This is a genomic window from Streptomyces sp. NPDC054863 (assembly GCF_053610825.1).
Genome location: NZ_JBSGZD010000019.1, coordinates 35,250 through 60,468, shown reverse-complemented (window position 1 = coordinate 60,468; position 25,219 = coordinate 35,250). Strand labels below are relative to the sequence as shown.

The 25,219-nt window shown below is 67.9% G+C and carries 17 protein-coding genes and 4 pseudogenes; 11 read left to right on the top strand and 10 right to left on the bottom strand.

Going from position 1 to position 25,219, the window contains the following annotated elements; translation table 11 throughout:
• From ACWGIG_RS06605 to ACWGIG_RS06595, 3 genes are all read right to left on the bottom strand, one after another.
• A partial coding sequence (locus ACWGIG_RS06605; protein WP_453320413.1) for a hypothetical protein occupies positions 1 to 222 on the bottom strand: 222 nt, incomplete at its 3' end.
• A gap of 687 nt (positions 223 to 909) precedes the next feature.
• The gene (locus ACWGIG_RS06600) at positions 910 to 1,959 is read right to left on the bottom strand and encodes an AraC-like ligand-binding domain-containing protein (protein ID WP_453320412.1); all 1,050 of its coding nucleotides are present in this window, start codon (positions 1,957 to 1,959) and stop codon (positions 910 to 912) included.
• A gap of 1,001 nt (positions 1,960 to 2,960) precedes the next feature.
• Positions 2,961 to 3,116, bottom strand: coding sequence for a DUF6131 family protein (locus tag ACWGIG_RS06595; RefSeq protein WP_453320411.1), 156 nt, complete (start codon positions 3,114 to 3,116; stop codon positions 2,961 to 2,963).
• Between the two features lie 121 nt (positions 3,117 to 3,237).
• Between ACWGIG_RS06595 and ACWGIG_RS06590 the strand changes: the two genes are divergently transcribed.
• Positions 3,238 to 3,501, top strand: coding sequence for a DUF6479 family protein (locus tag ACWGIG_RS06590; protein WP_453320410.1), 264 nt, complete (start codon positions 3,238 to 3,240; stop codon positions 3,499 to 3,501).
• Positions 3,502 to 3,553: 52 nt separating this feature from the next.
• Here ACWGIG_RS06590 and ACWGIG_RS06585 read toward each other — a convergent pair whose 3' ends face one another.
• Complete coding sequence (locus ACWGIG_RS06585) at positions 3,554 to 3,769, bottom strand: DUF5133 domain-containing protein (RefSeq protein WP_453320409.1); 216 nt, start codon at positions 3,767 to 3,769, stop codon at positions 3,554 to 3,556.
• A 584-nt stretch (positions 3,770 to 4,353) separates the two neighbouring features.
• Between ACWGIG_RS06585 and ACWGIG_RS06580 the strand changes: the two genes are divergently transcribed.
• Positions 4,354 to 5,256: an RICIN domain-containing protein gene (locus ACWGIG_RS06580; RefSeq protein ID WP_453320408.1), complete on the top strand. Its 903-nt coding sequence runs from the start codon at positions 4,354 to 4,356 to the stop codon at positions 5,254 to 5,256.
• Positions 5,257 to 5,617: 361 nt separating this feature from the next.
• Positions 5,618 to 11,731 (top strand): glycosyl hydrolase family 18 protein, encoded by a 6,114-nt coding sequence (locus ACWGIG_RS06575; protein WP_453320407.1) that lies wholly within the window; start codon positions 5,618 to 5,620, stop codon positions 11,729 to 11,731.
• 76 nt (positions 11,732 to 11,807) lie between these two features.
• Here the strand turns inward: ACWGIG_RS06575 and ACWGIG_RS06570 are convergent.
• Positions 11,808 to 12,319, bottom strand: a pseudogene (locus tag ACWGIG_RS06570) (IS30 family transposase); the annotation flags it as partial.
• A 218-nt stretch (positions 12,320 to 12,537) separates the two neighbouring features.
• Here ACWGIG_RS06570 and ACWGIG_RS06565 point away from each other — a divergent pair.
• A pseudogene (locus ACWGIG_RS06565) lies at positions 12,538 to 13,839 on the top strand (IS30 family transposase); the annotation flags it as partial.
• A 272-nt stretch (positions 13,840 to 14,111) separates the two neighbouring features.
• Here the strand turns inward: ACWGIG_RS06565 and ACWGIG_RS06560 are convergent.
• Together ACWGIG_RS06560 and ACWGIG_RS06555 are read right to left on the bottom strand one after the other, a co-directional pair.
• Entirely contained in the window at positions 14,112 to 14,777 is a 666-nt protein-coding gene (locus ACWGIG_RS06560; RefSeq protein ID WP_453320406.1) for a response regulator, read from the bottom strand.
• 32 nt (positions 14,778 to 14,809) lie between these two features.
• On the bottom strand, positions 14,810 to 16,006 hold the full coding sequence (locus ACWGIG_RS06555; protein ID WP_453320405.1) for a sensor histidine kinase: 1,197 nt from the start codon (positions 16,004 to 16,006) through the stop codon (positions 14,810 to 14,812).
• A gap of 142 nt (positions 16,007 to 16,148) precedes the next feature.
• Here ACWGIG_RS06555 and ACWGIG_RS06550 point away from each other — a divergent pair, with 142 nt between their 5' ends.
• The 4 genes and pseudogenes from ACWGIG_RS06550 to ACWGIG_RS06535 all read left to right on the top strand — a co-directional run bounded on the left by ACWGIG_RS06550 (position 16,149) and on the right by ACWGIG_RS06535 (position 19,586).
• Positions 16,149 to 17,276 (top strand): glycosyltransferase 87 family protein, encoded by a 1,128-nt coding sequence (locus tag ACWGIG_RS06550; protein WP_453320404.1) that lies wholly within the window; start codon positions 16,149 to 16,151, stop codon positions 17,274 to 17,276.
• Positions 17,273 to 18,436: a glycosyltransferase family 4 protein gene (locus ACWGIG_RS06545; RefSeq protein ID WP_453320403.1), complete on the top strand. Its 1,164-nt coding sequence runs from the start codon at positions 17,273 to 17,275 to the stop codon at positions 18,434 to 18,436. Before ACWGIG_RS06550 ends, ACWGIG_RS06545 begins: the two co-directional genes overlap by 4 nt.
• A pseudogene (locus ACWGIG_RS06540) lies at positions 18,433 to 18,864 on the top strand (transposase); the annotation flags it as partial. The gene ACWGIG_RS06545 and the pseudogene ACWGIG_RS06540, both read left to right, overlap by 4 nt.
• 104 nt (positions 18,865 to 18,968) lie before the next feature.
• Positions 18,969 to 19,586, top strand: a complete 618-nt coding sequence (locus ACWGIG_RS06535; RefSeq protein WP_453320402.1) for a GNAT family N-acetyltransferase — start codon at positions 18,969 to 18,971, stop codon at positions 19,584 to 19,586.
• On the opposite strand, the pseudogene ACWGIG_RS06530 reads toward ACWGIG_RS06535, so the two are convergent.
• A pseudogene (locus ACWGIG_RS06530) lies at positions 19,560 to 20,326 on the bottom strand (transposase). The gene ACWGIG_RS06535 and the pseudogene ACWGIG_RS06530 sit on opposite strands and share 27 nt — an antisense overlap.
• Positions 20,327 to 20,355: 29 nt before the next feature.
• Between ACWGIG_RS06530 and ACWGIG_RS06525 the strand changes: the two are divergent.
• Entirely contained in the window at positions 20,356 to 20,883 is a 528-nt protein-coding gene (locus ACWGIG_RS06525; protein ID WP_453320401.1) for a winged helix-turn-helix domain-containing protein, read from the top strand.
• Positions 20,884 to 21,376: 493 nt separating this feature from the next.
• The gene (locus tag ACWGIG_RS06520) at positions 21,377 to 22,228 is read left to right on the top strand and encodes an NAD(P)H-binding protein (RefSeq protein ID WP_453320400.1); all 852 of its coding nucleotides are present in this window, start codon (positions 21,377 to 21,379) and stop codon (positions 22,226 to 22,228) included.
• Positions 22,229 to 22,440: 212 nt separating this feature from the next.
• Here ACWGIG_RS06520 and ACWGIG_RS06515 read toward each other — a convergent pair whose 3' ends face one another.
• Positions 22,441 to 22,716: a hypothetical protein gene (locus ACWGIG_RS06515; RefSeq protein ID WP_453320399.1), complete on the bottom strand. Its 276-nt coding sequence runs from the start codon at positions 22,714 to 22,716 to the stop codon at positions 22,441 to 22,443.
• 1,233 nt (positions 22,717 to 23,949) lie between these two features.
• Here ACWGIG_RS06515 and ACWGIG_RS06510 point away from each other — a divergent pair.
• Complete coding sequence (locus tag ACWGIG_RS06510) at positions 23,950 to 24,984, top strand: hypothetical protein (RefSeq protein WP_453320398.1); 1,035 nt, start codon at positions 23,950 to 23,952, stop codon at positions 24,982 to 24,984.
• On the opposite strand, the gene ACWGIG_RS06505 is transcribed toward ACWGIG_RS06510, so the two are convergent.
• The gene (locus tag ACWGIG_RS06505) at positions 24,915 to 25,214 is read right to left on the bottom strand and encodes a hypothetical protein (protein WP_453320397.1); all 300 of its coding nucleotides are present in this window, start codon (positions 25,212 to 25,214) and stop codon (positions 24,915 to 24,917) included. The two genes, ACWGIG_RS06510 and ACWGIG_RS06505, sit on opposite strands and share 70 nt — an antisense overlap.
• Positions 25,215 to 25,219 lie beyond the last annotated feature (5 nt).

Genomic DNA, 25,219 nt, shown 5'->3' with positions numbered 1-25,219 from the left:
GTTGTTGCCCCAGTCGGGGTTCGTGTAGACGTTCTTGTCAGCGTCCAGAACGTAACCCGTGGCTACGCTCTTGAGTCGCCAGCCAGTAGGCGTGGAATCCTCATACCAGTGCTGGTAGTAACCGTCGTTGCATTTGTGCAGATAGGCGGCACCGTAGTTCCCGTCAAGGCATTGTCCGGCCGCGCGCTGCTTCCACCCGCCGGTGGACTGCTGCTCGTCCATCCAGTACTTGTTCTGGATGACGTTGCACGGCCCAAGCGCGAGCTTCGGGGACTGAAGCGGCCCGGACTGCGTTCCGACACAGTACCCAGTCGCAACGTTCTGCCAGGTGACGGACCCAGCGAAAGCCTGCCCCGAAAACCCCAGGAGGGCAGTGGACGCGGCGGCAAAAACGACGAGAGATCGTTTCGTGCGGTTTCTCATAACTCCTCGATCTGAGTGAGATGCGCTTATGCGGACACTCGGACTATGAAATCCAAGCCTGAAACAGAAGGAGATTGAGCGCGAGGTATTATTCACCTCCTCGCCCAAATTCTTTGGATGGAATTACTCACGACGCAATGATCGATGAGAGCGTCAAAGGCAAGTCGAGGCAGGACCCGTTTCCGATTTCTGACCTGGTCCGCTCATCAGGAGCTGTTCCGGGGCAGCAGCGCTGCGGCTACCTCCTGCTCCTCCGAATGATCGCTGCGGTGCCATCCTGTTCAGCGCGGCCATCGTGCGTCTTGTCGGAAAACGCCATGATGCGGAGTCATTCCATCCCCCTCTGATGTACTGCGTCGTGCCACGCACCACGTTCGGGCATCGGTGGGGGTCCTGTCGTTGGCGTACAGCGCTGTGTTTCTTGTCCTCATGTGCACGCGGTGCGGCACGGCGCCCGCCGCCGCGCGCACCAGGGCCTGACACAGGTCATGACGAGGGCTGAGGTGTCCCGAGCGGTTCGCGGGGACGGGAACCGAACTCTGTGCCCGGACCGTGGGTGCTCAGCGCGAGACTCCTGTGCTGTCCGGGAGCCATTCCGTACATGGCCCGGAAGGACCGGCTGAACCTGTCGGCGCTCGCCAGGCCCCAGCGCGCGGCGATGGCGTACACCGGCACGGCGCTCAGGTGCGGCGACGCGAGGTCTTGGTGGCACCGCTCCAGCCGCCGGCGCCGTATCCGGGCCGCGACGGTCTCCGGCCGGTGGCGGAAGAGCTGGTGCAGGTGCCTCACCGAGATGTGATGGCGAGCGGCGACAGTCTCCGGGGTGAGGCGCGGTTCAGCGAGGTTGTCCTCGATGAACGTGTCGATGGCGGCCAGGAGGACCTGCCGTCGCGTCTCCGGCGGCAGCCGCTCCTGGATGCCTATCTGCTCGGCGAAGAATCCACTGGCCAGGTCGAGACCGGTGGCGCCGAGCCGGGCGCCCGCGGCCTCGTCCAGGGCCGACGCCTCCTCCGCCAGGGATTGCAGGTAGCTCGCCAGGACCCTGCTCATGCCGGAACTGTCCAGCGGCAGCCGCCCGCGGGCGAAGAGCTCGCGGACCTTGTCACGCGGTAGCGGGATCAGTTCCTGGGGCAGGTGCAGGATGAGCGCACGCGCATCGCCGATGCCCTGGCCGCCGGGGGCCTCACCGCGGTCGGGCCGGGACGAGGCCTCCCTGGTGAGGCTTTCGCGGTCGAGGTGGGCGGTTCGCTCGCCCTGGGCCACCTTCGGGGCCCCGTCGAGTATCAGGGTCAGCTCGAAGGTCTCCGGATCCTGGCTGCGTACGAGTTTGGCGCAACGGTCCGATCGCGGCGCGGGGAAGGCCATGGTGGTCAACCGCACCGGTCCCAGGGCCGCGATTCCCGCCCGGCCGGCGAAGTTCGCTGCGCAGTCGCCGGTGATCCGGGCGGGCGCGACGCCTTTTGCTATCACCTGGCACAAACACTCGAACCGGTACTCCGGCGGCAGACTGGATGTGTCGAAATCCTGGTAGGCCATAGTTCCCCCCGTGGTCAGCAGGCGCGCAAGCGTGCGACACAGTAGACCCAACACCCGCAGGGGAAACACGAGTTGGCGTGGTCTCTCCGGTGGATGGCCGACATCGCGTCAACGCGCCCAGCAAGGCCAGCTCGTCGGCGTGCGGCACTCCGAGCCCGCCCCGCGCGGGGCGCCCTCCAAGCTGGCGCCCTCGCCGCTCGCGACTGCGGACGGAAACCGGGCGTGCGGCTGGAAGCGTCGATGCACGTCAGGAGCGCGATGAGCCGGATATGGGCGGGGATCGACAGTGGCAAGGGCCGCCGCCACGGCCTCGTCCTGGACGCGGACGGTAAGACGCTGCTGTCGCGGCGGGTTGCCAACGACGAGCCCGAGCAGGCTGGTTCACAGCCTGGCCGAGGAGTTGATGGCCCTCAACAAGCAGATCCGCGAGGTGGACATGCTCATCGAGGGCCGGTTTCGCAAGCACGAACTCACCGACATGGTCCAGAGCGTCCCTGTCATCGGCGCCCCCCGGTGCCGAGTTCCTCGCCGCCGTCGTGGCAGCTTGGACGAGTTCCGCTTCCCACACCACCCCGCCCGTCCCGCCTGCCCAGGACGGGCCCCGGCACGTCGTCTGGGCTCGCCCAGGCCGGGCTCGCGAGTTCGGAGCAAGCAACCCCTTCTCCCGTGAGGGGATGCCGCGCTCCTGTCCGTAGTCGGCTGGGCGGTGGACGGCAGCGGGTCGGTCGACACCGAAGGGCTCCAGGACAGTGACGGGGAAATCGCAAGCAGCGCCCGGGAATGTGAAAGGTGTCCACTCCTCTGGATCAACCTCAGCCTCTGGTTGACTCGTCGCCGCCTACGGGGGCGGTCGTTGAGGCGACCTGATTGATGGGGGATTCCCAGAACGCCTGCGGCGCCCTGCAGATCCCCGTTGATGTCTCTCCCCCGTCACCGGACGGAACGTAGGGCATCTGTCCGTGACGGACCGGATGCCGCACGCGGGGCGTCTGTGACGGGGTTCAGAAGTAGTGCTTGCGGCCGCCGACGGCACGCCCGGTTGCGCCGAGGATCCAGAGGATGGCTCCGACCACGACGAGGATCCCGCCGATGGTGGTCAGGAGTGATACGTGGGCCAGCAGGCCGATGAGGAGGAGGATGACGCCGAGGACGATCATGGTAGTACCGACCTTCCAGCTGTTGGCGTGGATCTTTCCTACGGGATATCTATGATCCCTGCCCCGGGGCTTCCACGCATCTGCAGTACAAGGCCCAGGACGGCGGGGTAGGCAGAGAAACATGAACACTTCTGTAGTCCTGGCCGCTGAAGGCGGCGCCCCGTTGCTCCTCATCGTGGTCGGTGCGGTGGTGGTCCTCTTCCTCCTGGGAGCCTTCGCATTCCGCAGCCGACGCGCGGGACGAAGGAAGCAGTCGGAGGCGCCCGCCCCGGGCGCCGTGCCGGAGGCGGAGAGCGGAGGAAGCCAGCGCGGCGAGACGTGGCAGACGATTGATGACGACCCCGACCAGGGAAACCCCCACCGCCGCCCCCGGGGCTCCCCGTGACAAAGCCATGCCCATCCGCGACCTGCGATCGGCCGGTGAGCGCTTCGGGACCTTACTGATCATGCGGTGGGCCCCCGTGGTCCAGCAGGAAGTCGGCTGCGGCCAGTGCCTGCTCGATGTCGGTGGTCGAGGTCGTGACGCACAGCGTGTAGGTGACGTCTGCCAGCGCCAGGCGGGTGGCTTGGCTGGGAAGTTCCTCGAACGCCATCCGGGCGGAGGCGTGGCGGGCCAGCAGGGTGCGCAAGACATGGGAGTTGGGCGTGAGCATGCTCGGACGGGCCTTTCACAGCGTGTGGCCCCTCGGGGCCACACAGAACGAAGGCGCCCCGGGGAGGGCTTCCGTACGCCCGCGTACGGGGGGGGAGCGTTCGCTCCGCCGGGCAGAGGAACCCGGTCAAGGGGCGCCGGGAGGAGAAGCGCCTGGCTGCTGGCCGAACCCGGCTGCTTCCAGTGTCCGAGGTGAGTCCTGCCGCCGCCACCGAGACCGTCGCGGACAGGCAAGCCGGTGGGGGATGAGCGCGGGCGGCGGTTGTCCTCGGAGAATCCCTTACTGGTGCGGCTTCCGGCCAGAACCATCTGCGTGACTTGTGTCCTGACGCGGCATGCGGGGTGTGGATTCCTCGACGACGCGTGCCATGCGGCTGAGCATGCGGCGCTGGCGCAGCCGGAGCAGAGATCGTCGCAACACATGTCCGGCGGATGATCCCCTCCCCTTCGCCCAGGGAGCACGAGCAACACGAGTCTCGTTTATCGGGAGTTGATCAACTGTCGATCAGCTGTTCCTAGCCTTCCTGAGGCACCTACCCGGATGACGACGCCGGGGTCCCGTGACGAGGAAGAGGACGGTTCATCATGAAGAAATCGCTGAGGAAGCCGCACGCGTGGGGCACGCTGGCCGTTGCCGCGATAGGCATCGCCGTTGTGCCGGCACCGGCGCAGGCGGCTCAGCTGCAGGGACAGGTCGTCGGGCTCGGGGGCAAGTGCCTCGACGTCCGCGCGGGCGGCACCGGCAACGGCACCCCCGTGCAGATCTACACCTGCAACGGCACCGAGTCACAGAGATGGACCTACACCGAACAGCCCGGTGAGGTCGGTGCCACGATGACCGCGTTCGGCAAGTGTCTGGACGTCGCGTCCAGCGGCACAACCGACCGTACCCCCGTACAGCTGTGGGACTGCAACGGCTCGGGTGCCCAGAAGTGGGTCCGCTACCAGGGTGACGTCCTCATCAACCCGCAGTCGAACAAGTGCCTGGACGTCACCGGCGGGAACCCGGGCGACGGCACCCCGGTGCAGCTCTTCTCCTGCAACTTCACCGCGTCCCAGGTCTGGAAGTGGGGTTCCGACCAGGGGCAGAAGCCGCCTGCCGGACTGCAACAGCAGGTGTTCGACCTGGTGAACAACTACCGCGTGCAGCACGGAAAGGCGCCGCTCCAGTACGACGCCGCCGTCGCACGTACCGCGCAGGACGAAGCCGACGAGCAGGCCCGTCGCGGACAGCAGGGCCACTGGGCCTTCGCCAACATACGCGACTCGCTCAAGAAGTACGGGTTCTCCCGCCCGATCAACATGGTCAGCGAGAACGCGGCCGGTGCACGGGGCTTCTGGAAGGACGCCCCCTCGGTGGTCGACGCATGGATCAAGGAACCGCTGCACGAGAGGAACATCCTCGACGACAACATCAAGTTCACCGGCGTCGGCGTCACGGTCGACTCGAACGGCACCCACTGGTGGGCGCAGGACTTCGTGGGCTGAGGCGACGTCGGCAAGGCTCCGGGCCCCCCCTGCCCGGCGGCCGCCCGGAGTCTTGCCCGCCATCCCGAATACTGGCGCCTGGAGGTCGATCAGGGTCTCCTGACGGCCGCTGCGGCGGGCGGTGGCGTCGCCCAAGGGCGCGGGCAGGACCGTGCTACTCGGCCGGTGGCCGCTTCAGGCCACGCAAGGACGTGATGTGCCGACTGGAAGAGGCGACCTCCACCGCCCCGCCGCAGGTGCTGCGCGAAGAGCTGCACCCGGGTGGACGACGAGACCCTCGCCCCGCTCGGCACCCTCTTCACCGCGCTGTGTCAGCAGCCGTTGATCGGGCGTTGATCAGGCCCGATTACATTCCGCTGCCATGAGACATCTATATCGCCCACGCCGGGCCCCAGCCCGGCTGGGCCTGGCGGGAGCCGTGGCGCTGGCCCTGCTCACGACGCTGCTGCAGGTCCTCGTGCTCTCCCAGGGGCCACCCGCCGTCGCCGCTATGCATACCTATAAGGCAGTCACGTTCAACATGCAGAACGGAGACCGCTGGGACGAGCACTGGCGCTTCAACGGGGGAAACCTGGAAACCCACATCCTGCTCGCCGAGAATCCGGACATCGTGGCCCTTCAGGAGATGGGCAGCAGGGCGCCGTGCGGCTCGAACTTTGTCGAGAAGAAGATCGTGAGCGAGCGGATTGACGACACCGAGGCCCCGGTGGCATGGACGGTGTTCAAGTGCATCTCACCGTTCGCCGTGGCAAAGGGCTACGACCTCTTCTTCCTCGCCATCGACAACGGCAACGCCACCAGGAACCTCGGTTTCGTCGTCCGCAGTGGCGTGCCGTTCGACGACGCCACCCTCCACGACAACGTGCGCGTCATCGGCCGTGCCATGGACGACAACGGGGTCTTGGTGTCAGGCAACCCCAAGCCCATGCTCGGCATCAAGCTGGGCGACGGCACGTGGTTCTACACCGTGCACGGGGCGAACAACGGCCACACCAACGGCGACCCGGGCGACACCGTCAACCGCATCGCCGCAGCCAGGGAGAACGCGGGCACCAACAGCTGGGCGGTGCTCGGTGACTTCAACAAGCCGAAGGAGGATTGGACGCCCGCCGACCTCGGCGGGGCACACGTCCTGGACTCCGACGGGAACACGTCCGAGGCCCCTCTCCCCGACCCTGACGCCCCCGGCCCTCCCGTCCCCGACCCTCCCAAAGCAAAGAACCTGGACTACGCGATCACCAGCGCCGCGCCCCCGGGCGACTACAACGGCATACGCCTGCAGAACGTCTTCTCCGACCACCACGCGGTGTCGTTCGAGACCCTGCCAGCCTGTGCCGACGGAAATACCGTGGCCCGCTCCACCGCACGCGCCCCTGCCTGCAAGAAGAAGACGGCCGCCGTCTCCATGGGCGACAGCTACATCTCCGGTGAGGGCGGCCGGTGGGCGGGCAACGCCAACACCACCCCCAGCGGCGATGTCTGGGGCACCGACCGCAAGGCCGACTGCGAGAGCGGCAAGGACTGCGTCTACGGCGATACGTCGTACGAGGGCGGCAACCGCTGCGACCGGTCGGACGTCGCGCCCATCGAGAGCGCCGCGATCGACGGCATCCCAAGAGAGCGCCGGTTCAACATCGCCTGCTCGGGGGCCAAGACGGAGCACATCATCTCGCAGAAGTACCAGGGTGAGGCCCCGCAGGCCGAGCAGCTCGCGCGGCTGGCCAAGGATTACGACGTCAAGATGGTCGTGGTGTCCATCGGTGGCAACGACCTGGGCTTCTCCGGCATCATCACCGATTGCGTCTGGCGCTTCTGGGGATGGCCGACCGGTGGCACCTGCAACACAAGCTCCGCGAATGCGGAGCTGAAGGGGAAGCTGGACAGAACGCGGGGCGACGTCGTCAAGGCCCTGGAGAAGATCCGCTCCGTGATGGCGGACGCCGGGTACGCGCGCGACGCGTACGACCTGGTGCTGAGCACGTATCCGAATCCGCTGCCCAGCAGCGCGCAGATGCGGAACGCCCTCCCCACCCGCTACTCGATCGGGTGCCCCTTCCGCAACACCGACGTGGACTGGGCCCGCAACGAACTGATGCCGGGCATCACTTCCATGCTGCGCGGCGCGTCGGACGACGCCGGGGCGTCCCTGCTGAACGTGGAGAACGCGTTCAACGGGCACGAGTTGTGCCGCCAGGGCACCAAGCAGGCCACGAGCGCCAACTCGCGTGCCAACCCGCTGCCGGAGGCGGATGCCGAATGGGTCCGGTGGATTCCGTACCAGTACGACACCACCAAGGGTTGGCTGTGGGGGTCCCAGGGGGACAAGCAGGAGGCCATCCACCCCAACGCGTACGGGCAGAAGGCGCTCGGCGCGTGTCTGACGGCCCACGCCCGGGCACGCGTGCCTGGGCACGCGCGTACGTCGACGTGCACGGGCACTCCGGGCAGGGACAGTGACGGCGTGGGCCTTGAGCGCTCTGTCCGCATCTCCCGGTTCCAGGGTTTCGGGGATACCCCCGTCATGCCCGCGGGCGTACTGAAACGCGACAAGCCTGATTCCAAGTGGGTGTCCCTGGAGGCGGGCGACGACAGCGACACAGGGCGGTGGTACGTCACCGGTGACGTACAGGTTGGCAAGACGCTGGAGACCACGATCAGGAACCGGACGGGACAGTACCTGCAGGGGGACGGCGGCAAGTCGTGGCAATGGGCGTCAGTCAACGACACACCCCGCGTCTGGAAGATCAGGTGGTTCACGCAGATCGGTGGGCATTACATCACCACAGATGATGGCAAGTGGTGCCTGGCCGTTGAGGGCTTCATCGACGCCAAATGGGGCGTGCTGAGGCCGTGCGGGAGCGGTGGCAACATGCTCCACTTGTGGAACATCGAGAACGCGGATGTGAAGATCACCCCCCGCCCCCAGCCCACCGACCGCACCGGCCCCCTCCGCTCCGCCAAGGACGACCTCGTCGCCGACGTCGACAACGCCAGCCCGGAGCCGGGCACCCGTGTGAAGGCGCTCGCGCCCCAGGACGGTCCCGCGCAGAAGTGGCGGGCGCGGTCCACGCCGGAGGGGTGGCAGATCGTCAGCGCCCTGGACGGTGCACCCGTACTGGCGCATGACACCGAGAAGCACGAGGCGCGCCTCGCCAAGGACAACGACGGGGACAAGGCCCAGCTGTGGCAGGCCGAGGACGCGGGCGACGGCTGGACGCGCCTGCGCAACGGCGGTCTGTGTCTGACGGCAGCGGGCGCGGACACGACGCTGACCGTCAAGGGTTGCGCGTCCGACGACCCGGGGCAGCGCTGGAAGGCCCTCGGTGTCGCTCCGGAGAAGCCGAAGGAGCGCAGTGGCGAGATCACGGGGATCGGCGGCAAGTGCCTGGACGTACGGTCCGGGTCGTCGGAGAACGGCACACCGGTGCAGATCTACGACTGCAACGGCTCGGACGCCCAGCGGTGGACGCTGCCCGGGGACGGGACGGTGCGGGCGCTGGGCAAGTGCCTGGACGTCGCGTCGTCCGGTACGGCGAACGGGACGCTGACGCAGTTGTGGGAGTGCAACGGCTCAAACGCCCAGAAGTGGCGCCCCGGTGGCAACGAGGAACTGCGCAACCCGGGATCGGACAGGTGCCTGGATGTCCCGTCCGGCGTCGCGGAGAACGGCCGGCAAGTGCAGATCTACGACTGCAACGGCTCGGACGCCCAGCGGTGGAAGCTGCCCGACGCGGCGCCCGACGACGGCGGGAAGGACGGCGACGCCGGTGATCCGTTCGACGACGCGGTGGACGACCGGGGTACCAAGCCCGCTGCGTCCGGCGACTGCCGTCCCGAGGGCATGACACCCACCACGGGCGTGGCGGCGCGCTACTGCGACGTCTACGACGGTTCGGGCCGCGAATGGGTCGGCAACAACCGGACCCGGCGCGTGATCGGGTACTTCACCGGCTGGCGTGCGGGCACCAACGGCGATCCGAAGTATCTGGTGTCGAACATCCCCTGGTCGAAGGTGACGCACATCAACTACGCGTTCGCCAAGGTGGAGAACGACCGGATCGATATCGGGGACCCGGGCGATCCGAAGAATCCCGCGACCGGGATGACCTGGCCGGGTGAGAAGAACGCGATGGACGGCTCGCTGCCGTACAAGGGGCACTTCAACCTGCTGAACACGTACAAGAAGAAGCACCCTGCGGTGAAGACGCTGATCTCGGTCGGCGGCTGGGCAGACACCCGGAACCTCTACACGATGTCCACCCACGCCGACGGCTCGGTGAACCAGGCGGGGATCGACACCTTCGCCGATTCGGTGACGGACTTCCTGGACCGGTACGGGTTCAACGGCGTCGACATCGACTTCGAGTACCCCACCGCCCTGCCCCACACCGGCAACCCCAAGGACTGGGAGGTTTCCAACCCGCGCCGCAAGGGCCTGCAAAAGGGCTACAACGCGCTGATGAAGACCCTGCGCGAGAAGCTCGACAAGGCGGGCACGGACAAGGGCCGCTACTACCAGCTGACCTCCGCCGGATCCTCCTCCGGGTATCTGGTGCGCGGCCAGGACGCAGGCCAGGCGCTGCAGTACCAGGACTTCGTCAACGTCATGAGCTATGACCTGCACGGCTCATGGAACAAGTACGTCGGCCCGCAGGCCCCGCTGTACGACGACGGGCGGGACAACGAGCTGGCCGACGCCGGGATCTACAACGACCAGGCAGCGAACACGAAGGACTTCCAGAAGCACGGCTACTTCAACACCGACTGGGCCTACCACTACTACCGGGGCGCGCTCCCGCCCGGCCGAATCAACCTCGGGATTCCGTACTACTCACGGGGCTGGCGCGACGTCCAGGGCGGCACCGACGGACTGTGGGGCACCGCGGCCATGCCGGATCAGTCCCAGTGCCCCCAGGGCACCGGAGGACGCGGTCCGGCCAACGCACAGTTCTGCGGCTTGGGTGCGGTCGGCATCGACAACATCTGGCATGACAAGGAGGACGGCAAGGAGGTCGCGGCCGGGTCGAACCCGCTGTGGCACACCAAGAACCTCCAGGCGGGAATCACCCCCGGATACCTCAAGTCCTACGGCGTCGACCCGACATCACAGACCGGGAAACTGACCGGCAGTTACGCGGAGAAGTACGCGGACTCGCTGCAAGCGCCGTGGCTGTGGAACAGCGCCAAGAAGGTGTTCCTCTCCACGGAGAACGAGAAGTCGATCGACACGAAGGCGAAGTACATCGCGGACAAGGGCATCGGCGGCGCGATGATCTGGGAACTCGCCGGTGACTACACCCAGCGCCCGGGCGGCGAATGGGGCATGGGCTACGACCTGACCACCCGCCTGGACAACGCCCTCAAGAACGCGGGGGCGACCGGCAGCACCCAAGCAGGTGGCCGGCCGCAGCCGCAGCAGGTCATTGACGTGAAGGCCGAGCTGGTCGAATTCCCCACCGGGGAGAACGACTTCTACCCGGTGCAGCCGAAGCTGCGGATCACCAACAACACCCCTGTCACCCTCGCCCGGGGAACCGAGATCTCACTGGACATCCCGACCTCGGCCCCGCCCGTCGTCAAAGACAACGACTACAAGGAGATCAAGGAACTCGTCCCCGGCCACACCGGCCCGAACGCGGGCGGCCTGAAGGGTGACTTCCACCGGCTCACCCTCACCCTCGGCTACTGCGAGGACCTGGCCCCGGGCAAGTCCCGTGACATCGACCTGAAGTACTACCTGCCCCTCACCGGACCGTCCAACATCACCTTCAAGATCGGGGACAAGGAGTACGGATCCACCGGCGACCAGCGCCGCGACGTCTCGGTCGTCGCTCCACCGGCACCTGCCACGGGGGCCGCGTGCCAGGCCGCCGACTGGAAGCAGGGGCAGGTGTACCGGCCCGACGGCGGACGGCTGTGGCGTATGTACGACAAGGGCGACAAGGGCTGGATGTTCGAGTACGGCGACAGCCCGGCGGGCAAACCCATGATGATCGACAACAACCCGGACGAGTCCCGCGTCCACCTGGTCGGCGCCGACGACTCCAACCCCAACCAGTACTGGAAGTTCCAGTCCGCAGGAGACGGGCTCTACAGCGTCAGCAGCGGCAACCGCTGCATGACCGCGACCGGCTCACGCGAGGACATCGCATCGAACACCTGTGACGGGCGCGCCCAACAGAAGTGGAAGCTCGTCCCGATCGCCGACAGCGGCAGTGAGGGAGCCCCGGGCAGTCCCCGGCACAACGGGCTGTTCAAGCTCCGCTCGGCCGGTGCGGGCAACGACATCGAAGTCGCCCACGGTGCCACCGCCACGGGCACCCGCCTCCTCACCGGCGACCGGACCGCATCGACGGCCGCATTCGTGAAGTACCAGGGCTATTACTGGTACGCGCAGTGGTACGCCCCCGTCGCACCCGGCACCGCCGAAGCCAACGGCGGCAAGCCCTGGAAGCGGCTGAGCCCCACCCCGTAACCTCACGGGAACCCGACCCGGCCCCGGCAGAGGCAAGGCGGATTCTGGAGATCGTCGCCACACGTGATCGGTTGTGTCAGACGGCGATGAGTTCATGCAGGCGCTCGGCTGGGGCTTCCCAGCCGAGCGTTTTGCGTGGTCGGTCGTTGAGCTGGGCGGCGACGGCGTCGAGCTGTTCGCGGGTGTGGACGGACACGTCTGTGCCCTTGGGGAAGTACTGGCGTAGCAGGCCGTTGGTGTTTTCGTTCGAGCCGCGCTGCCAGGGGCTGGCGGGGTTGCAGAAGTAGACCGGGATGTCCGTGGCGAGGGTGAGGCTGCGGTGGGCGGTCATCTCGGCGCCCTGGTCCCAGGTCAGAGACCGTTTGAGGTGCTGGGGCAGCCTCTGCACGGTCTCCGTCAGGGCGTCGCGGACGCTGGTCGCGGTGTGATCGGTGGGCAGGTGCAGGAGCATCACGTAGCGGGTGCTGCGTTCGACGAGGGTGCCGATTGCCGAGCCGCTGTTCTTGCTGATGATGAGGTCACCTTCCCAGAGTGGCCGGGCATGGCACGGTCGTCCGCCTCGGCGGGACAGTCACTGATCATGACCAGACGAGCCTGGATGCTGCCTTGTTGCTGCATCCCGCTGTCACGAGCCGGAATATTCCGCCCGCTCAGCGCGGAGCTTCCTGGGCCCCCGCTCCGTCCTGTCCTTGCGGATCTCGAAGTCCATCGCCCCCCTTGAGCTGGGGTGTTGCGACAACCACGAGAACTCAAGTTGGGCGGATTCAACGGGTCGTCGCAACACCCCGTGATCTGCGAGGTGCTGGATGGCTCGTCGTCAGCAGGCAGCGGATCGGGCAGTACGCCCGAAGTTGAGGTCTCCGGGGCATCCGAAGTTTCAGCGCCATGTCGAAGCGGCGTTCTGGGCCGAGATCGCCAAGGGACTTCTCCCCGAGGAAGCCGCCGGAATCGTTGGCGTGGCGCCGGCGGTGGCCACGCGCTGGTACCGACAGTGTGGCGGGATGCGACCGTTCGATCCGAAGTCGCCGTCAGACAGGTACCTGTCGTTCCATGAGCGGGAGGAGATCGCGCTCCTCAAAGCCCAGGGCAAGGGCGTACGCGCGATCGCTCGAGACGTCGGCCGTGATCCGGGGACGATTTCCCGTGACCTGCGACGCAACGCGGCTACCCTGAGCGGGAAACTCGACTACCGGGCGTCGGTCGCGCAGTGGAAGGCCGACCTGGCTGCTCGTCGCCCGAAGACGGCGAAGTTGGTCGCCAACTCGCGGCTGCACTCGTACGTCCAGGCGCGGCTGTCCGGACAGATCAGCACGCCCTGCGGCCGGGCAGTCGCAGGCCCTGCAACGGGTGAGTGGACGGGGCGGAACAAACCGCATCGCACGGATCGCGCGTGGGTTCAGGCGTGGAGTCCGGAGCAGGTCGCGAACCGGATCAAAGTCGATTTCCCGGATGATGAGTCCATGCGCATCAGTCACGAGGCGATCTATCAGGCTCTCTATATTCAGGGCCGCGGGGCGCTCAGGCGTGAACTGATCCTGTGCCTGCGCACGGGCCGCCCGCTGCGTGCCCCGCGCGCTCGTTCACGTCGGAAGACCTGGGCGCACGTCACACCCGAAGCGCTCATCAGCGAACGGCCCACCGAGGTCGAGGACCGTGCCGTTCCCGGCCACTGGGAAGGCGATTTGATCATCGGGCTGGAGCGTTCCGCGATCGGGACCGTCGTCGAGCGGTGCACGCGATTCACCATGCTGGTTCACCTGCCGCGCGAGGAGGGCTACCGGCACAAGCACACGGTCAAGAAGGGTCCTGCGCTGGCCGGTTATGGAGCGATCACGATGAAGAACGCGCTCACCAGCACGATGTCGACGCTGCCCGAGCAGCTGAGACGGTCGCTGACATGGGATCGGGGGAAGGAAATGTCGGCGCATTCACAGTTCAGAGTCGAAACGGGCATTCCCGTGTTCTTCGCCGATCCTCACAGCCCCTGGCAACGCGGCACGAACGAGAACACCAACGGGCTGCTGCGCCCGTACTTTCCTAAAGGAACCGACCTCTCGAGATGGTCCGCCGAGGAGATCGAGGCCGTCGCCCACGCTCTCAGAGGGCGTTAAGTCCGTTTCTGATAGCGGCCTCGTCTCGATTGAGGGAGCCAGTCTGGGCGGTGAGGCGTCCGAGGCGGCTACGCGTGATGTTCAGGGCGAAAGTCGTCGGTAGGTATGCAGAGGGGCCCGCCCAGGCGGGGGCCGCGCCGTGACGGGCTCGGGTAGTGGTGAGAAGTTCGGTGATGTTCCCTCGGCGTCCTGGAGGGTGCCGCGCCAGGACGGAGTAGCTGCGGTCGGGCGGAGGGGCATGTTCGCTGTTCGGGACAGATAACAGTTACTCAGCCAGCGCCACCTCCCACCTGTACCAGCCCTAGCTCATAAGCCACGATTACGGCCTGCGCCCGGTCCCGCAGTTCCAGTTTCGCGAACAGCCGGTTGATATGGGTCTTCACGGTGTGGTCCGTGATGGTGAGCCGCCCCGCGATCTCGGCATTGGACAGCCCCCGCGCAATCAGCGTGAGCACCTCCGCCTCACGCGCAGTGAGCTCCTCCACAGTGTGGACCGGCAACCGCGATGCCCGCGCATGCACGAACTCGCCGATCACCCGCTTGGTTATCTCGGGCGAGAGCAGCGCGTTGCCGGCCGCCACCACCCGTACTGCGTGCAGCAGTTCGGGGAAGGTGGCGTCTTTGAGCAGAAAGCCGCCCGCCCCTGCCGCGAGCGCGTCGTACACGTACTCGTCGAGACCGAAGGTTGTCAGCATTAGCACCTTCGTCGCGCCGCCGGACGCAGTCAGGATCTCGCGGGCCGCCTCAATGCCGTTCTTGTGCGGCATCCGGATGTCGAGGAGTGCGAGGTCAGGCCGGGTCTCGGCGGCAATGCGTACCGCCTGCACGCCGTCCTCTGCCTCGCCCACGACCTCGATGTCCTCCTGCGTGGCCAGGAGGTTGACAAAGCCGGTCCGGACGACCGCCTGGTCGTCGGCGACCAGTGCCCTGATCACACAAGACTCCTTCTCCCCGTGAAGGGGCCCCGTCACCCGGCGGCCCAGGGCAGTTGCGCCTCCACCAGGAAACCGTCATCCGGGCACATGCCCGCGCTGAGCCGGCCCCCGACCAGTGCCGCCCGTTCCCGCATCCCGGCGAGGCCGTGGCCCGTACCGGAGACCGGACCGGAGACCGGCCCAGGTCCGTCGTTATGGATGCGCAGCGTGAGCAGCCTGTCGGCGCCGTAGTCGATCTCTACTACCGTATGGGCACCGGGCGCATGCTTGCGCACGTTGGTCAGCGCCTCCTGGGTAATCCGGTAGGCGGACAGCTCCCATGCCGCAGGCAGCGACACCCGCTCCCCGGTGACCTTCAATTCGATCGCGCCGCCCACCGTTCGGTGCTGCTCGACCAGTCCGGCGAGATGGTCGAGGGTCGGCTGCGGGGCGGCAAGGGCCGTGTCGCTCTGCGGGGTGCGCAGTACGCCGAGGAGGCGGCGCAGTTCGGCCATCGAGGAGCGGGCGGTGCCGGCGATCTGCTGGAAGCCGTCGCGGGCCTCGGGCGTGAGCCCAGGGGTGGTGTACGTGGCACTCTCGGCCTGCACGGCGATCATGGACACCGAGTGGGAGACGATGTCGTGCAGTTCGCGGGCGATGGCGGCCCGTTCGGCCTCGGCGGCCTGTTGCCGTTCCATGGCGATCAACTGGGCCTGGGCCAGGTTTCGTTCGTTGCGGGTTTCCTCTCTGGAACGTACCGCGTCACCCATCATCACGGCCCCGAAGATGACCACGGTCAGCAGGAACGACTCGGCGAACAGGCTCAAGGAGCCCTTCTCCCAGAGTGCGGGCACGGGTAGCTCCATCTTCGACCAGGTGTTGATGTGCACCAGGTTGACGCACAGCGCCCCGAGCGCACACGCCGCGATGGTCATCGCGGGGTGCAGCACCCGCCTCCGGCCCAGCGTGTAGCAGCCGATCAGCCCGCTCGCCATGATCGAGACGTACAGGTTGACGCCCCCCGCGAATCCGAGCAGCCCCGCGGCGACGGTGAGCATCGCGAGGGGCGGGAACGACCGCCGCCATATCAACGAGGCGGAGGAGACCAGCACCCCGACGGTGGTCGTCACCGACGCGGGAAAGGCGATCAACTCCGCCATAGCGGTGCCGGTCAGGATGCCGCCGGTGAGCCAGGGGTAGGCGGGTGCGGCGGTCCAGGTGCGGAACCGCTGCTGAAGGGACGTACGCATGCCTCCATGATCCGTGCCGGCGCGGGTGCGCACATCGCCGCACGGGTTGAGACTGCGCACGGATGTCATGCCACGGGTTGAGTCCCAGGTGCGGAGTCTCGGTTGACGCCATCCGGCCTGTGGATTCGTAGCGTCGCTGGACATGACGAAGAGCCTTGAACGGTACGTGCAGTGGTTCCGGTACGTGCAGCACGAGCGGTACGCGTGGGCCGCCTGCACGATCGCCGCGCTGGGTCTCGCCCTGGTCTCGGATCTGGGGCCGCACCGGGTATGGGGCGTGGCGGCGGCCGGGGGCTACGCGGTCGCGGCGGTACTGGCGTGCCGTGTGCGCTCCCGCCCCGCCGCCCGCATGGCCGCAGTGGCAGGGGCCGTCGTAGTACCGCTCGGCTGGCTGCTGACGGCGAGGCTCGGGCAGCTGGAGGTCGCGGTCGTCGAACGGTCGGGGCACTTGCTGCTCACGACGGCCAGTCCGTACGTCACCGACCCTGCGGCCGTCACCGACTTCAACCCCTACCTCCCAGGGATGGCGCTGTTCGGAGTGCTGCCGGGGGACGCCCGATGGTGGCTGGGCTGCGCCTTCGTGGCGGCCCTCGTTGCGGCTGGTCTGCGCCGGGCCTGGCTGCTCGCCTGTCCGCTGGTCGCGTTGCCGCTGGTGGTGGGCGGGGTCGACCTGCCGGTGGTCGGCCTGATGTGCCTCGGGATCGTGCTCGCCGGGCAAGGGCGGGCGGGCCGGGCGGGACTGGTGCTCGGTGCGGCTGCCGCGCTCAAGTGGACGGCCTGGCCCGCGCTTCCCGTGGCGTTGGCGCTGATATCCGTACGCCACAGCGGGCGGCACGCGCTGCGGTACGCGGCAGCTGCCTTCGTCACCGCGACGGTGGCGGTGCTGCCCTTCGCTCTCACCAACCCCGCCGGCTTCTACCGGAGCGTCATCGCGTTTCCCCTCGGCCTGGCCGACACCCCGTCACCGGCCACGAGCCCGCTGCCCGGCTACCTGCTCGCGACGTACCTCCCCGGTGGCACGGTGATCGCGCTCGCACTCCTCGCGGTGAGCGCGTTGCTGATCGCGGTGTCGCTGGTGGTACGGCCGCCGGGGACGGCACGGGCGGCGGCCCTCCGGCTTGCGCTCGGTCTGGGCCTGGCCACGGCACTGATGCCCGCGACGCGCTTCGGCTATCTCGTCTATCCGCTGGTGCTCGGCGCGCTGGCATACCGGGTTTCACAGCGCGACAGCACCACCGTTGCCCCTTCCAGGAAAAAGGCCCTCGTATGACGAACAGCTCCCGCCCTCGCACACTGATCGTCACCAATGACTTCCCTCCCAAGCAGGGCGGCATCGAGACGTTCATCCGTGAACTGGCCGACCGTTTCCCGCCCGACGAGGTGGTCGTCTTCACCTCGGCGCTGAGCCCTGACACGGCGGATTCAGTACCCGACGAGGCCTTCCCGTACCCGGTGATCCGCCACCGGGCACACACCCTCCTGCCGACCCCCCGGGCCGCCGCACACGCCGCATCCGTAGCCCGCCGATACGGCTGCGACCGGGCGTGGTTCGGCGCGGCGGCACCGCTCGGCCTGATGGCAGGCCGACTGCGGGAGACGACGGACATCCGTACCACCGTTGCCACCACGCACGGCCACGAGGTGTGGTGGGCGCGCACCCCCGGCGCCCGCGGCCTGCTGCGACGCATCGGCACGGAGGCCGACACCCTGACCTGGCTGGGCGCGAGCACCCGCCGGCCGATCGAGGCGGCCCTCGTTCCCGGAACCCGTACCGCGCGTCTGGTCCCCGGCGTGGACACCACGGCCTTCCACCCCTCCTTGGACGGTGGGCCGGTGCGGGCCCGCTACGGCCTCGGCCGCCGCCCGGTGATTCTGTGCGCGGCCCGGCTGGTCCCGCGCAAGGGCCAGGACACCCTGATCAGGGCACTGCCCTGGATCCGCAGGGCGGTCCCGGACGCCATGCTCCTCCTGGTCGGCGACGGCCCCTACGCCTCCGAACTACGCCGACTTGCCACGACCGAAGGCGTCTTGGACTCGGTCGTCTTCGCAGGAGGCCATCCCCACCACGCCCTTCCCTCCTTCTACGCCGCTGCCAACGCCTTCGCCATGCCCTGCCGAACCCGCAGAAGCGGACTGGAGGTGGAGGGCCTGGGCATCGTCTACCTGGAGGCCGCTGCGTCCGGACTCCCCGTCCTGGCAGGCGACTCGGGCGGCGCCCCTGACGCAGTACGCGAGGGTGAGACCGGCCATATCATCGACGGCCACTCGGTGGCAGCGACGACGGACCGTCTCACCCGACTCCTCCGCAACCCCGAACTCGCCCACACGATGGGAAAGAGAGGCCGCCGCTGGGTCCAAACGGAATGGACCTGGGACCGCTCCTACGCAACTCTGGCTGGACTGCTCCACTCAGCGGGAGCAGCAGGGTGAGTGAGCGCAGACCGTATCCAAGCGACTTGTCCGACGTGGGTTGGGCGCTGATCGCACCGGTGATCACAGCGTGGAAACAGGACCGGGTAGGCCGGTCTGCGACCGGCGACCCGGGGGCCTGCGATCTCCGGGAGATCGTGAACGTGATCTTCTACCAGAACCGGACGGGTTGCCAGTGGCGCTACCTGCCCCATGATCTCCCCACCTGGTCAGCGGTGTTCTACTACTTCACGCTGTGGCGTCAGGGCGGGCTCGACCAGCGGGTCCAGGAACTCCTGCGCTGCCAGGTACGGGAGAAGGCCCGGCGTTTGGAAGATCCGTCCCTGGTGGTCATCGACACCCAGTCTGTGCGCGCTGCCGCCGGTGTCCCGAAGACCACTACGGGACTGGACGCACACAAGAAGACGCCGGGGCGCAAACGGGGGCTAAGGGCTGTCCCGTAAGTGATCTTTGGTTGTTGGTCACTGGGCTGCTGGCCTGGCAGGACGAGGGGGTTTGGCACCCGCTTCTTGGTAAGGTGATGATGTTGGCCATGAGTCTGTCGATCGCGCCTGTCATCCCGGCAGGGAGTCTGTCCGGTTCCGTCCAGCCCTCGCTTTTGTCGTCCGACGAAGAGCTGCTCTTGCGACCCTGGACGGTAGAGGACGCCGCGGTCTTGCAGGATGCCTTCCAGGACGCGACGATCCGGCGCTGGTCTATGCGTCGCATGTCCTCGCGGGCGGAAGCTGAGGAGTGGATTGCGGCCGCCGACCGGCAGTGGCAGGAGGAGCGCGGCGCCCAGTGGGCGGTCACCCATGGCTTCGGCGGTGAGCTCCTGGGCCGGGTGGCCTTGCGCTGGATGGATCTTTTCCAGGGGCTTGCTGAATGCGCGTACTGGGTTCTGCCCCATGCCCGCGGCCAAGGCGTCGCTCCGCGCTCTCTCACCACATTGTCCAACTGGGCACTGAAGGAGGTGGATTTCCACCGTCTGGAACTTGCGCACTCTGACCGCAACGAGGCTTCTTGCAGGGTGGCCGAGAAGGCCGGTTTCACATTCGAGGGCGTTCGACGCAGTGCACTTCGGCATGCGGATGGCTGGCATGACATGCATCTGCATGCCCGGGTTCAAGGGGATGCTGACCCCCTATCCGGTAAGGGCCAGGTTGTGTAGGCGGGCGATGCCGCGCATGGCGTGGTGGACGCCGTCGCCCTTGAGACGGCAGTCGCGAAGGATTTTCCAGGTCTTCATCCGGGCAAAGGTGTGCTCCACTCGGGCACGGACCTGTTTGTGTGAGCGGTTGTGCTCCCGCTTCCAGCCGGGCAATTCTTCGCCCTGAGTGCGGCGGTGCGGCATGATCAACCCGGTTCCTGGATAGCCGCCATCAGCTATCACGGTCGTCCGGCCGACCGCGCCCTTGGCCCCCGATTCCTCCCACGCCCTGCAGTCGTTGCGGTTGCCCAGCAGCGGTCGTCCGACCACGACGACCAGGCGGGTGTCGGCGTCGATGACGACTTGGTGATTGGTGGAGTACCGATAGTTCTTCGACTGCTCGGCCACCGTGTGATCGCGGGTTGGCACCAGGGTCCCGTCCACGATCAGTACCGTACCCCTTGCGAACCGGCGTCGAGACGGCAAGGCCAGCAGGGGGCCGATGTGGCCGATGATCCGGTCGGCCGCGACTTCGAAATCCCGAACAGCAGGGCCAGCTGGCGCATCGTCAAGTTCGTGCGCCAGTAGGCCGCGACCAACAGAATGCGGTCCTCAAGCGGCAGGCCCCACGGGCGCCCCGTCTGTGGTTCGGCTGCGCTCTCGCGTTGCACCGTGGTCACCAACTTGCCGAAGCAGCGTGGGCTCAGCCCGGTGAACGGACGTATCCAAGACGGCTCCGACGCCGTGATCACACCAGCCACACCAAGATCATCTCACTCGTGACCAGCGGTTGCGGGACAGCCCTTACTATCAGCCTTCGTCCTCGGCTTCTGATTCTCCTCTCCCGCCGCTGTCACGACCGCAGTTGGCGGAGGCGCGTCGTGTTCGGGCGGTCGAGATGTTCGAGGAGGGTGTCTCGAACGCGGAGGTCGCTCGGGCGGTGGGGGTGTGTTCCGAGAGTGTGCGGCGTTGGCGGCGGGTGTGGGAGACCGGGGGCGCTTCGGCCCTGCGACGTCGTGCGGCCACCGGACGCCCGCCCAAGCTGGACGACGCCCAGGTCGAGACGCTCCGGACCGCATTGGAGCGAGGTGCACAGGCGCATGGTTTCGAGGCTGACCTGTGGACCCTCGAACGCGTCGGTGCCGTCGTGGAGCGCGTGACCGGGGTGGTGTTGTCCAGAGCCTCGGTGTGGCGCCTGTTGACCGGTCGGTTGGGGTGGAGTCTTCAGCGGCCCGAACGTCGGGCGGTCGCGCGGGACGAGTCCGAGATCGCCCGGTGGATCGCGCACGAGTGGCCGCGGATCAAAAGGGGGCCGTGAACACACGTGCCTGGATCGTGTTCCTCGACGAATCAGGCGTCTCGCTCCTCCCTCAAGTCCGCCGCACCTACGCACCCCGAGGCCGAACCCCACTCCTGCGGCACCGCTTGAGTAGGAAAACGCCTCACGGGGCTTTCCTGCCGGTCAGGGAAGTCACCGACTCTGAGCCACACCACCCTGGGTCAGGGACGAGCTCTCCGGCAGAGAGCCGCAGCGGGACCGCCGACCGCGAGGCGCTCACCACCTCCACGCGGACGAAACACCACCACAGGTATCCGCTGCCATCAATCCATCTTCCCCAGGAGGCAGCATCATGACCCGGGACAACATTCCCGCCGGGCTCTGGGAGGAGTCGCAGCAGCCGAGGGGTGCGGATCCTGGAGTGACGGTCGAGGTCAGGAGCTGAGTCGGTGACTCTGCCGGTCGGGCTTGACCTGAACCTTGGTTGATGTACGAGAGTCGTGTCATCGAACAGCGAGACGAGGAGGCTCCGATGACACGGCCCAGGATCCTGGTGACTGGCGCGACGGGAAAGGTCGGCGGCGCGGTGGTGGCCCAACTGCATGCGGCGGGCGTGCCTGTGCGGGCGCTGGTGAGAGGGGAGGCGGACTTCCCGGAGGGTGTGCAGGCGGTGCGCGGCGATCTTGGTGATCCCGCATCGCTGGACACGGCTCTGGAGGGTGTCGATGCGGTCTTCCTGGTGTGGCCGTTCCTGAGTGCCGAGGGTGCGTCGGAGGTGATCGACGCGATCGGGAAGCGCGCCCGGCGGGTGGTGTACCTGTCATCTGCCGGGGTCGGCGGCGGGAAGGAGAAGCCGGGTGAGGCGATCACCATGTTCCATACGGAGCTGGAGCGGCTGATCGAGGCATCGGGCCTGGAGTGGACGGCGCTGCGGCCCACCGGGTTCGCGAACAACACGCTGGGCTGGGCGCAGGAGGTCCGCACGACCGGTGCGGTACGGGCGCCGTTGGCGAAGCTGGCCCGCTCGCTGATCCACGAGGCGGACATGGCGGCGGTCGCCGTCCAGGCGCTGACAACCGACGCTCTGCTCGGCGCCCGCCCTGTGCTCACCGGCCCTGAACTGGTCACCCAGGAACGGCAGGTGGCGCTGATCGGCGAGGCGATCGGGCGGCCGGTGCGGTTCGAGGAGGTCACGCTGGACGAGGCCGTCGAGCAGATGAAGGCCGCAGGCTACCCGCCGGAGTTGGTGGAGGCCGTGCTGCCGGCCCAGGCGGAGATGCTCAAGAATCCGGAGCCGGTCAACAATGAGGTGGAGCGCATCACGGGCACCCCTGCCCGATCCTTCCGGGAGTGGGCGGTCGACCACACGGTGGACTTCCGCTGAAAGGGACGTCCGTGCACGTTGACGCGGACGTCGAAGTGTCGGATCCCGGCTCCGTCCCCCACACGCTCGAATCCGGGGCGGGCCATGCTCAGGAGGTGCTCTGAGCAGTTGAACCACGTAGGCCGGGAAGCCATCTCGCGGCCATGGCGTGCCGTCACTCAGAAAGATCCGCACCAGCAGCCGGGCAGGACAGTTCCCTGCCCGGCTGCTGATCAGTGGGTGTCGCCGGACCAGTCCCAGCGGTTCCGCTCGCCGGGGCGCGGGTCGTACAAGGCCCGGCCGCCCGGCCCGAACTGCCCGAGCTCGGTCATCAGCGCAACCCCGGTGTCGATCGCGTCCGTGCTCCAGCCGGTGATGTCGAGGAACAGGCCGTCCAGCGGGCCGCCGACCAGTTCGGCATATACCCGGCCGGGCTTGGGACCGGGCCGGGGATGGTCGTGGTCCTCGCCGTAGACCCGGCCGCGCAGCAACTCCTCATCCCTGTCCATGTGTCCCAGCCTTCCAGCCGCCACTGACAATCAGGTCGTCGAGAGTGGAGAATCGTGTGGCCTCTCACCGCTGCCAATGGCAGCGGTGAGACCTGTGTGAGGCCAGGGTCGGGAACCAGTCGGCGACCCGCGCATGAGCAGCCGTGGTCACCTCCGTGGTCTCCTCCTGCCCGGTACTGACCTTGGCGGCGGGCGCGTGGTCAGTAGAGGCGGAATCGCGGTCAGCACCATGGTCAGTACCAGGACCGCCTCCCTGGGATCGTGCTGGATATCGGGGAGTTGAGGAGTCCAACGGCGTGCGGGCCGGGTGCGGATCATCCAGCGCAACTTGTCGAGTCGGGCGGCGACGTGGTGCTCTTCCGGCGCCCGCGCCGTCGAGGACTACGCCCGTGCAGGGCACGGAGCCTGTTCGGCTCTGCGCCATCGACGCTCGGTCACCTCGCCCAATTCATCCCTCACCGGGGCTCGTCGAGGTGAAGTAGTTGCGTGCTGCGATCGCAGGGCCCCCGGCTCGTGCAGCCTGGTAGCGGTACTCGGTGAGATCCGCGAACTGGCGTGTCCTGCGCGCGCTGCTCGCGTGCGCGATGCGCAGCCAATCCTACGGGCCTGCCGCTTATCGCTCTCCCGCTGTTCCTCCTGCTGCTGCCGGAAGTGCTCGATGCACCCCGGGCACACCAGATCCGCGACCAGGCGGCGCCCCGTACGGCGCGAGGCCGGGCCGATCGGCAGCCGCCAGCCCCGGGCCAGGAGGCGGACCACGAACGGCGTCAGATCCGCCCGGGACGAGAGCGCCCGCACCGTCCAGTCCTCCCGAGCGAGGAGGAACCGCACCGGCGCGGGCAGACCGCCGACGGGGAACCTGGTGGCGAGCAGCGCCCGGGTGTCCTCGTTGCGGGGGTAGTAGTGGGCCGGGCACGCCTTGCGTGCCCGCCGGTTCGTCTTCCTCCGGGCACGGCCCGGTGAGGTGATCTCCATACCCGCAGGGTCCAGCGTCGCACCTGTGGACAGGGACCGGACCGTGGAGGCCCGGCCCGCAGGTACAAGACTGCAGGCCGGGCCGGGCCCCAACGATACCGAGCCCCGCCCGAACGGCCTCCACCGCCAGGAGCACCGCGACGTCGACCGCCACCCGGTCGACCCCGCCGTCCGAGGGGGTGTCCGCTCCCCCGCCACGCTGCCCTTCCCGGCCCGCACCGCAGCAAGCCGGGTGCGGCAACTACAGGGAGAGCAAAGGTGGAGAAGGAAACGCAACGGGAGCAGGAAGCGGAGCGGGTGAGCGGGTACCGGGAGCGGGCGCAGCGGCGCCGCACGGTGCAGGGCACCGGAGAGGCCCGCGGCGATGGGTGGGTACGCACGAGCGCGGACGAACGGCTGCTCGCGCTGGCGACGCGGTACGGGTCGCTGACGCTGCGCCAGGCCGCGGCGGCGTGCTGGGGCGGGCAAGTGGAGACGGCGCGCACGCGGGTGCGTTTGATGACGGAGGCGGGGTTGTTGTTCCGGTCGGCGGAGACCCGGTGGGCGGGGACGGTGGTGTGGACGACGGAACGCGGCGCCCGCCTCTCGGGCACGGCACTCGGAGCGCCGCACCCTCCGAGCGAACGGCTGCTGCACCGGCTCGCACTGGCGGATGTCGGGCTGCGCCAGGAGGCCGGCACCGGGCAGCCCGTCGTGCTCACCGAGCGCGAAGTGCGCACCGCCGACGCCGTTCCCGGGCGGGCGGCGCAGCTCCTGGCCGACGTCGGGGCGCCGCAGTTGGCGCCGATCGGCGCGGACCGCGGGGAGACCCTGGCGGTGCCGCTGGGGGTGCGGTCGGTGCACTGGCCCGACCTCGTCGTCATCCGCCCCGACACCCAGCTGTTGTTCGCGGTCGAGGTCGAGCTGACCCCGAAGTCGTCGGCCGCGCTGCGGCAGATCCTGCGCGGCTACCTCCAGGCCCGCCACAAGGTCATCTACCTGGGCACCGAGGCGGTCGTCCGCCAGCTTGTCGGGCACCAGACACAGGACGGGTGGATGGTCGGGATCGCGCAGCAGGTGCGACTGCTGCCACCGGGCCCGCCCGCCGACCGGCGAGGGCAACCCGCTGCTGCACGTGAACGAGCTCCGCCTCCGCGACCCGGGCGTGCGCGCACAGCTGGAGCGGCACACCGCCCGCCACCGGGTGGGCACGTACACACTGCGCTAAGCAGCGTAGATGCACTTCAGGCGATCGCACCGGGAACGCTGGGCGGCTCTGCGTCCGCTACGCGTTCGGCAAGCTCGAAGAGGTAGGAGTACTGGGAAAGACTCCCGCGAACGCGGACGAGGTAGGACCGGTCCGAGTGCTTGTAGATCTCCCTTCGACCCACCTTCCGCAGCTCGCCTGTATACGAGTTCACCTTGTCGGCGAAGATCCTGGATGCCTCCTCCGGGCTGCCCTGGAACGGTCCGAAGAGTTCCATACCAGCCCCTTCGGCAGCCACTCCTTCTACCGGCCGGATCATGACTATCCACTGGGCCACGCCAG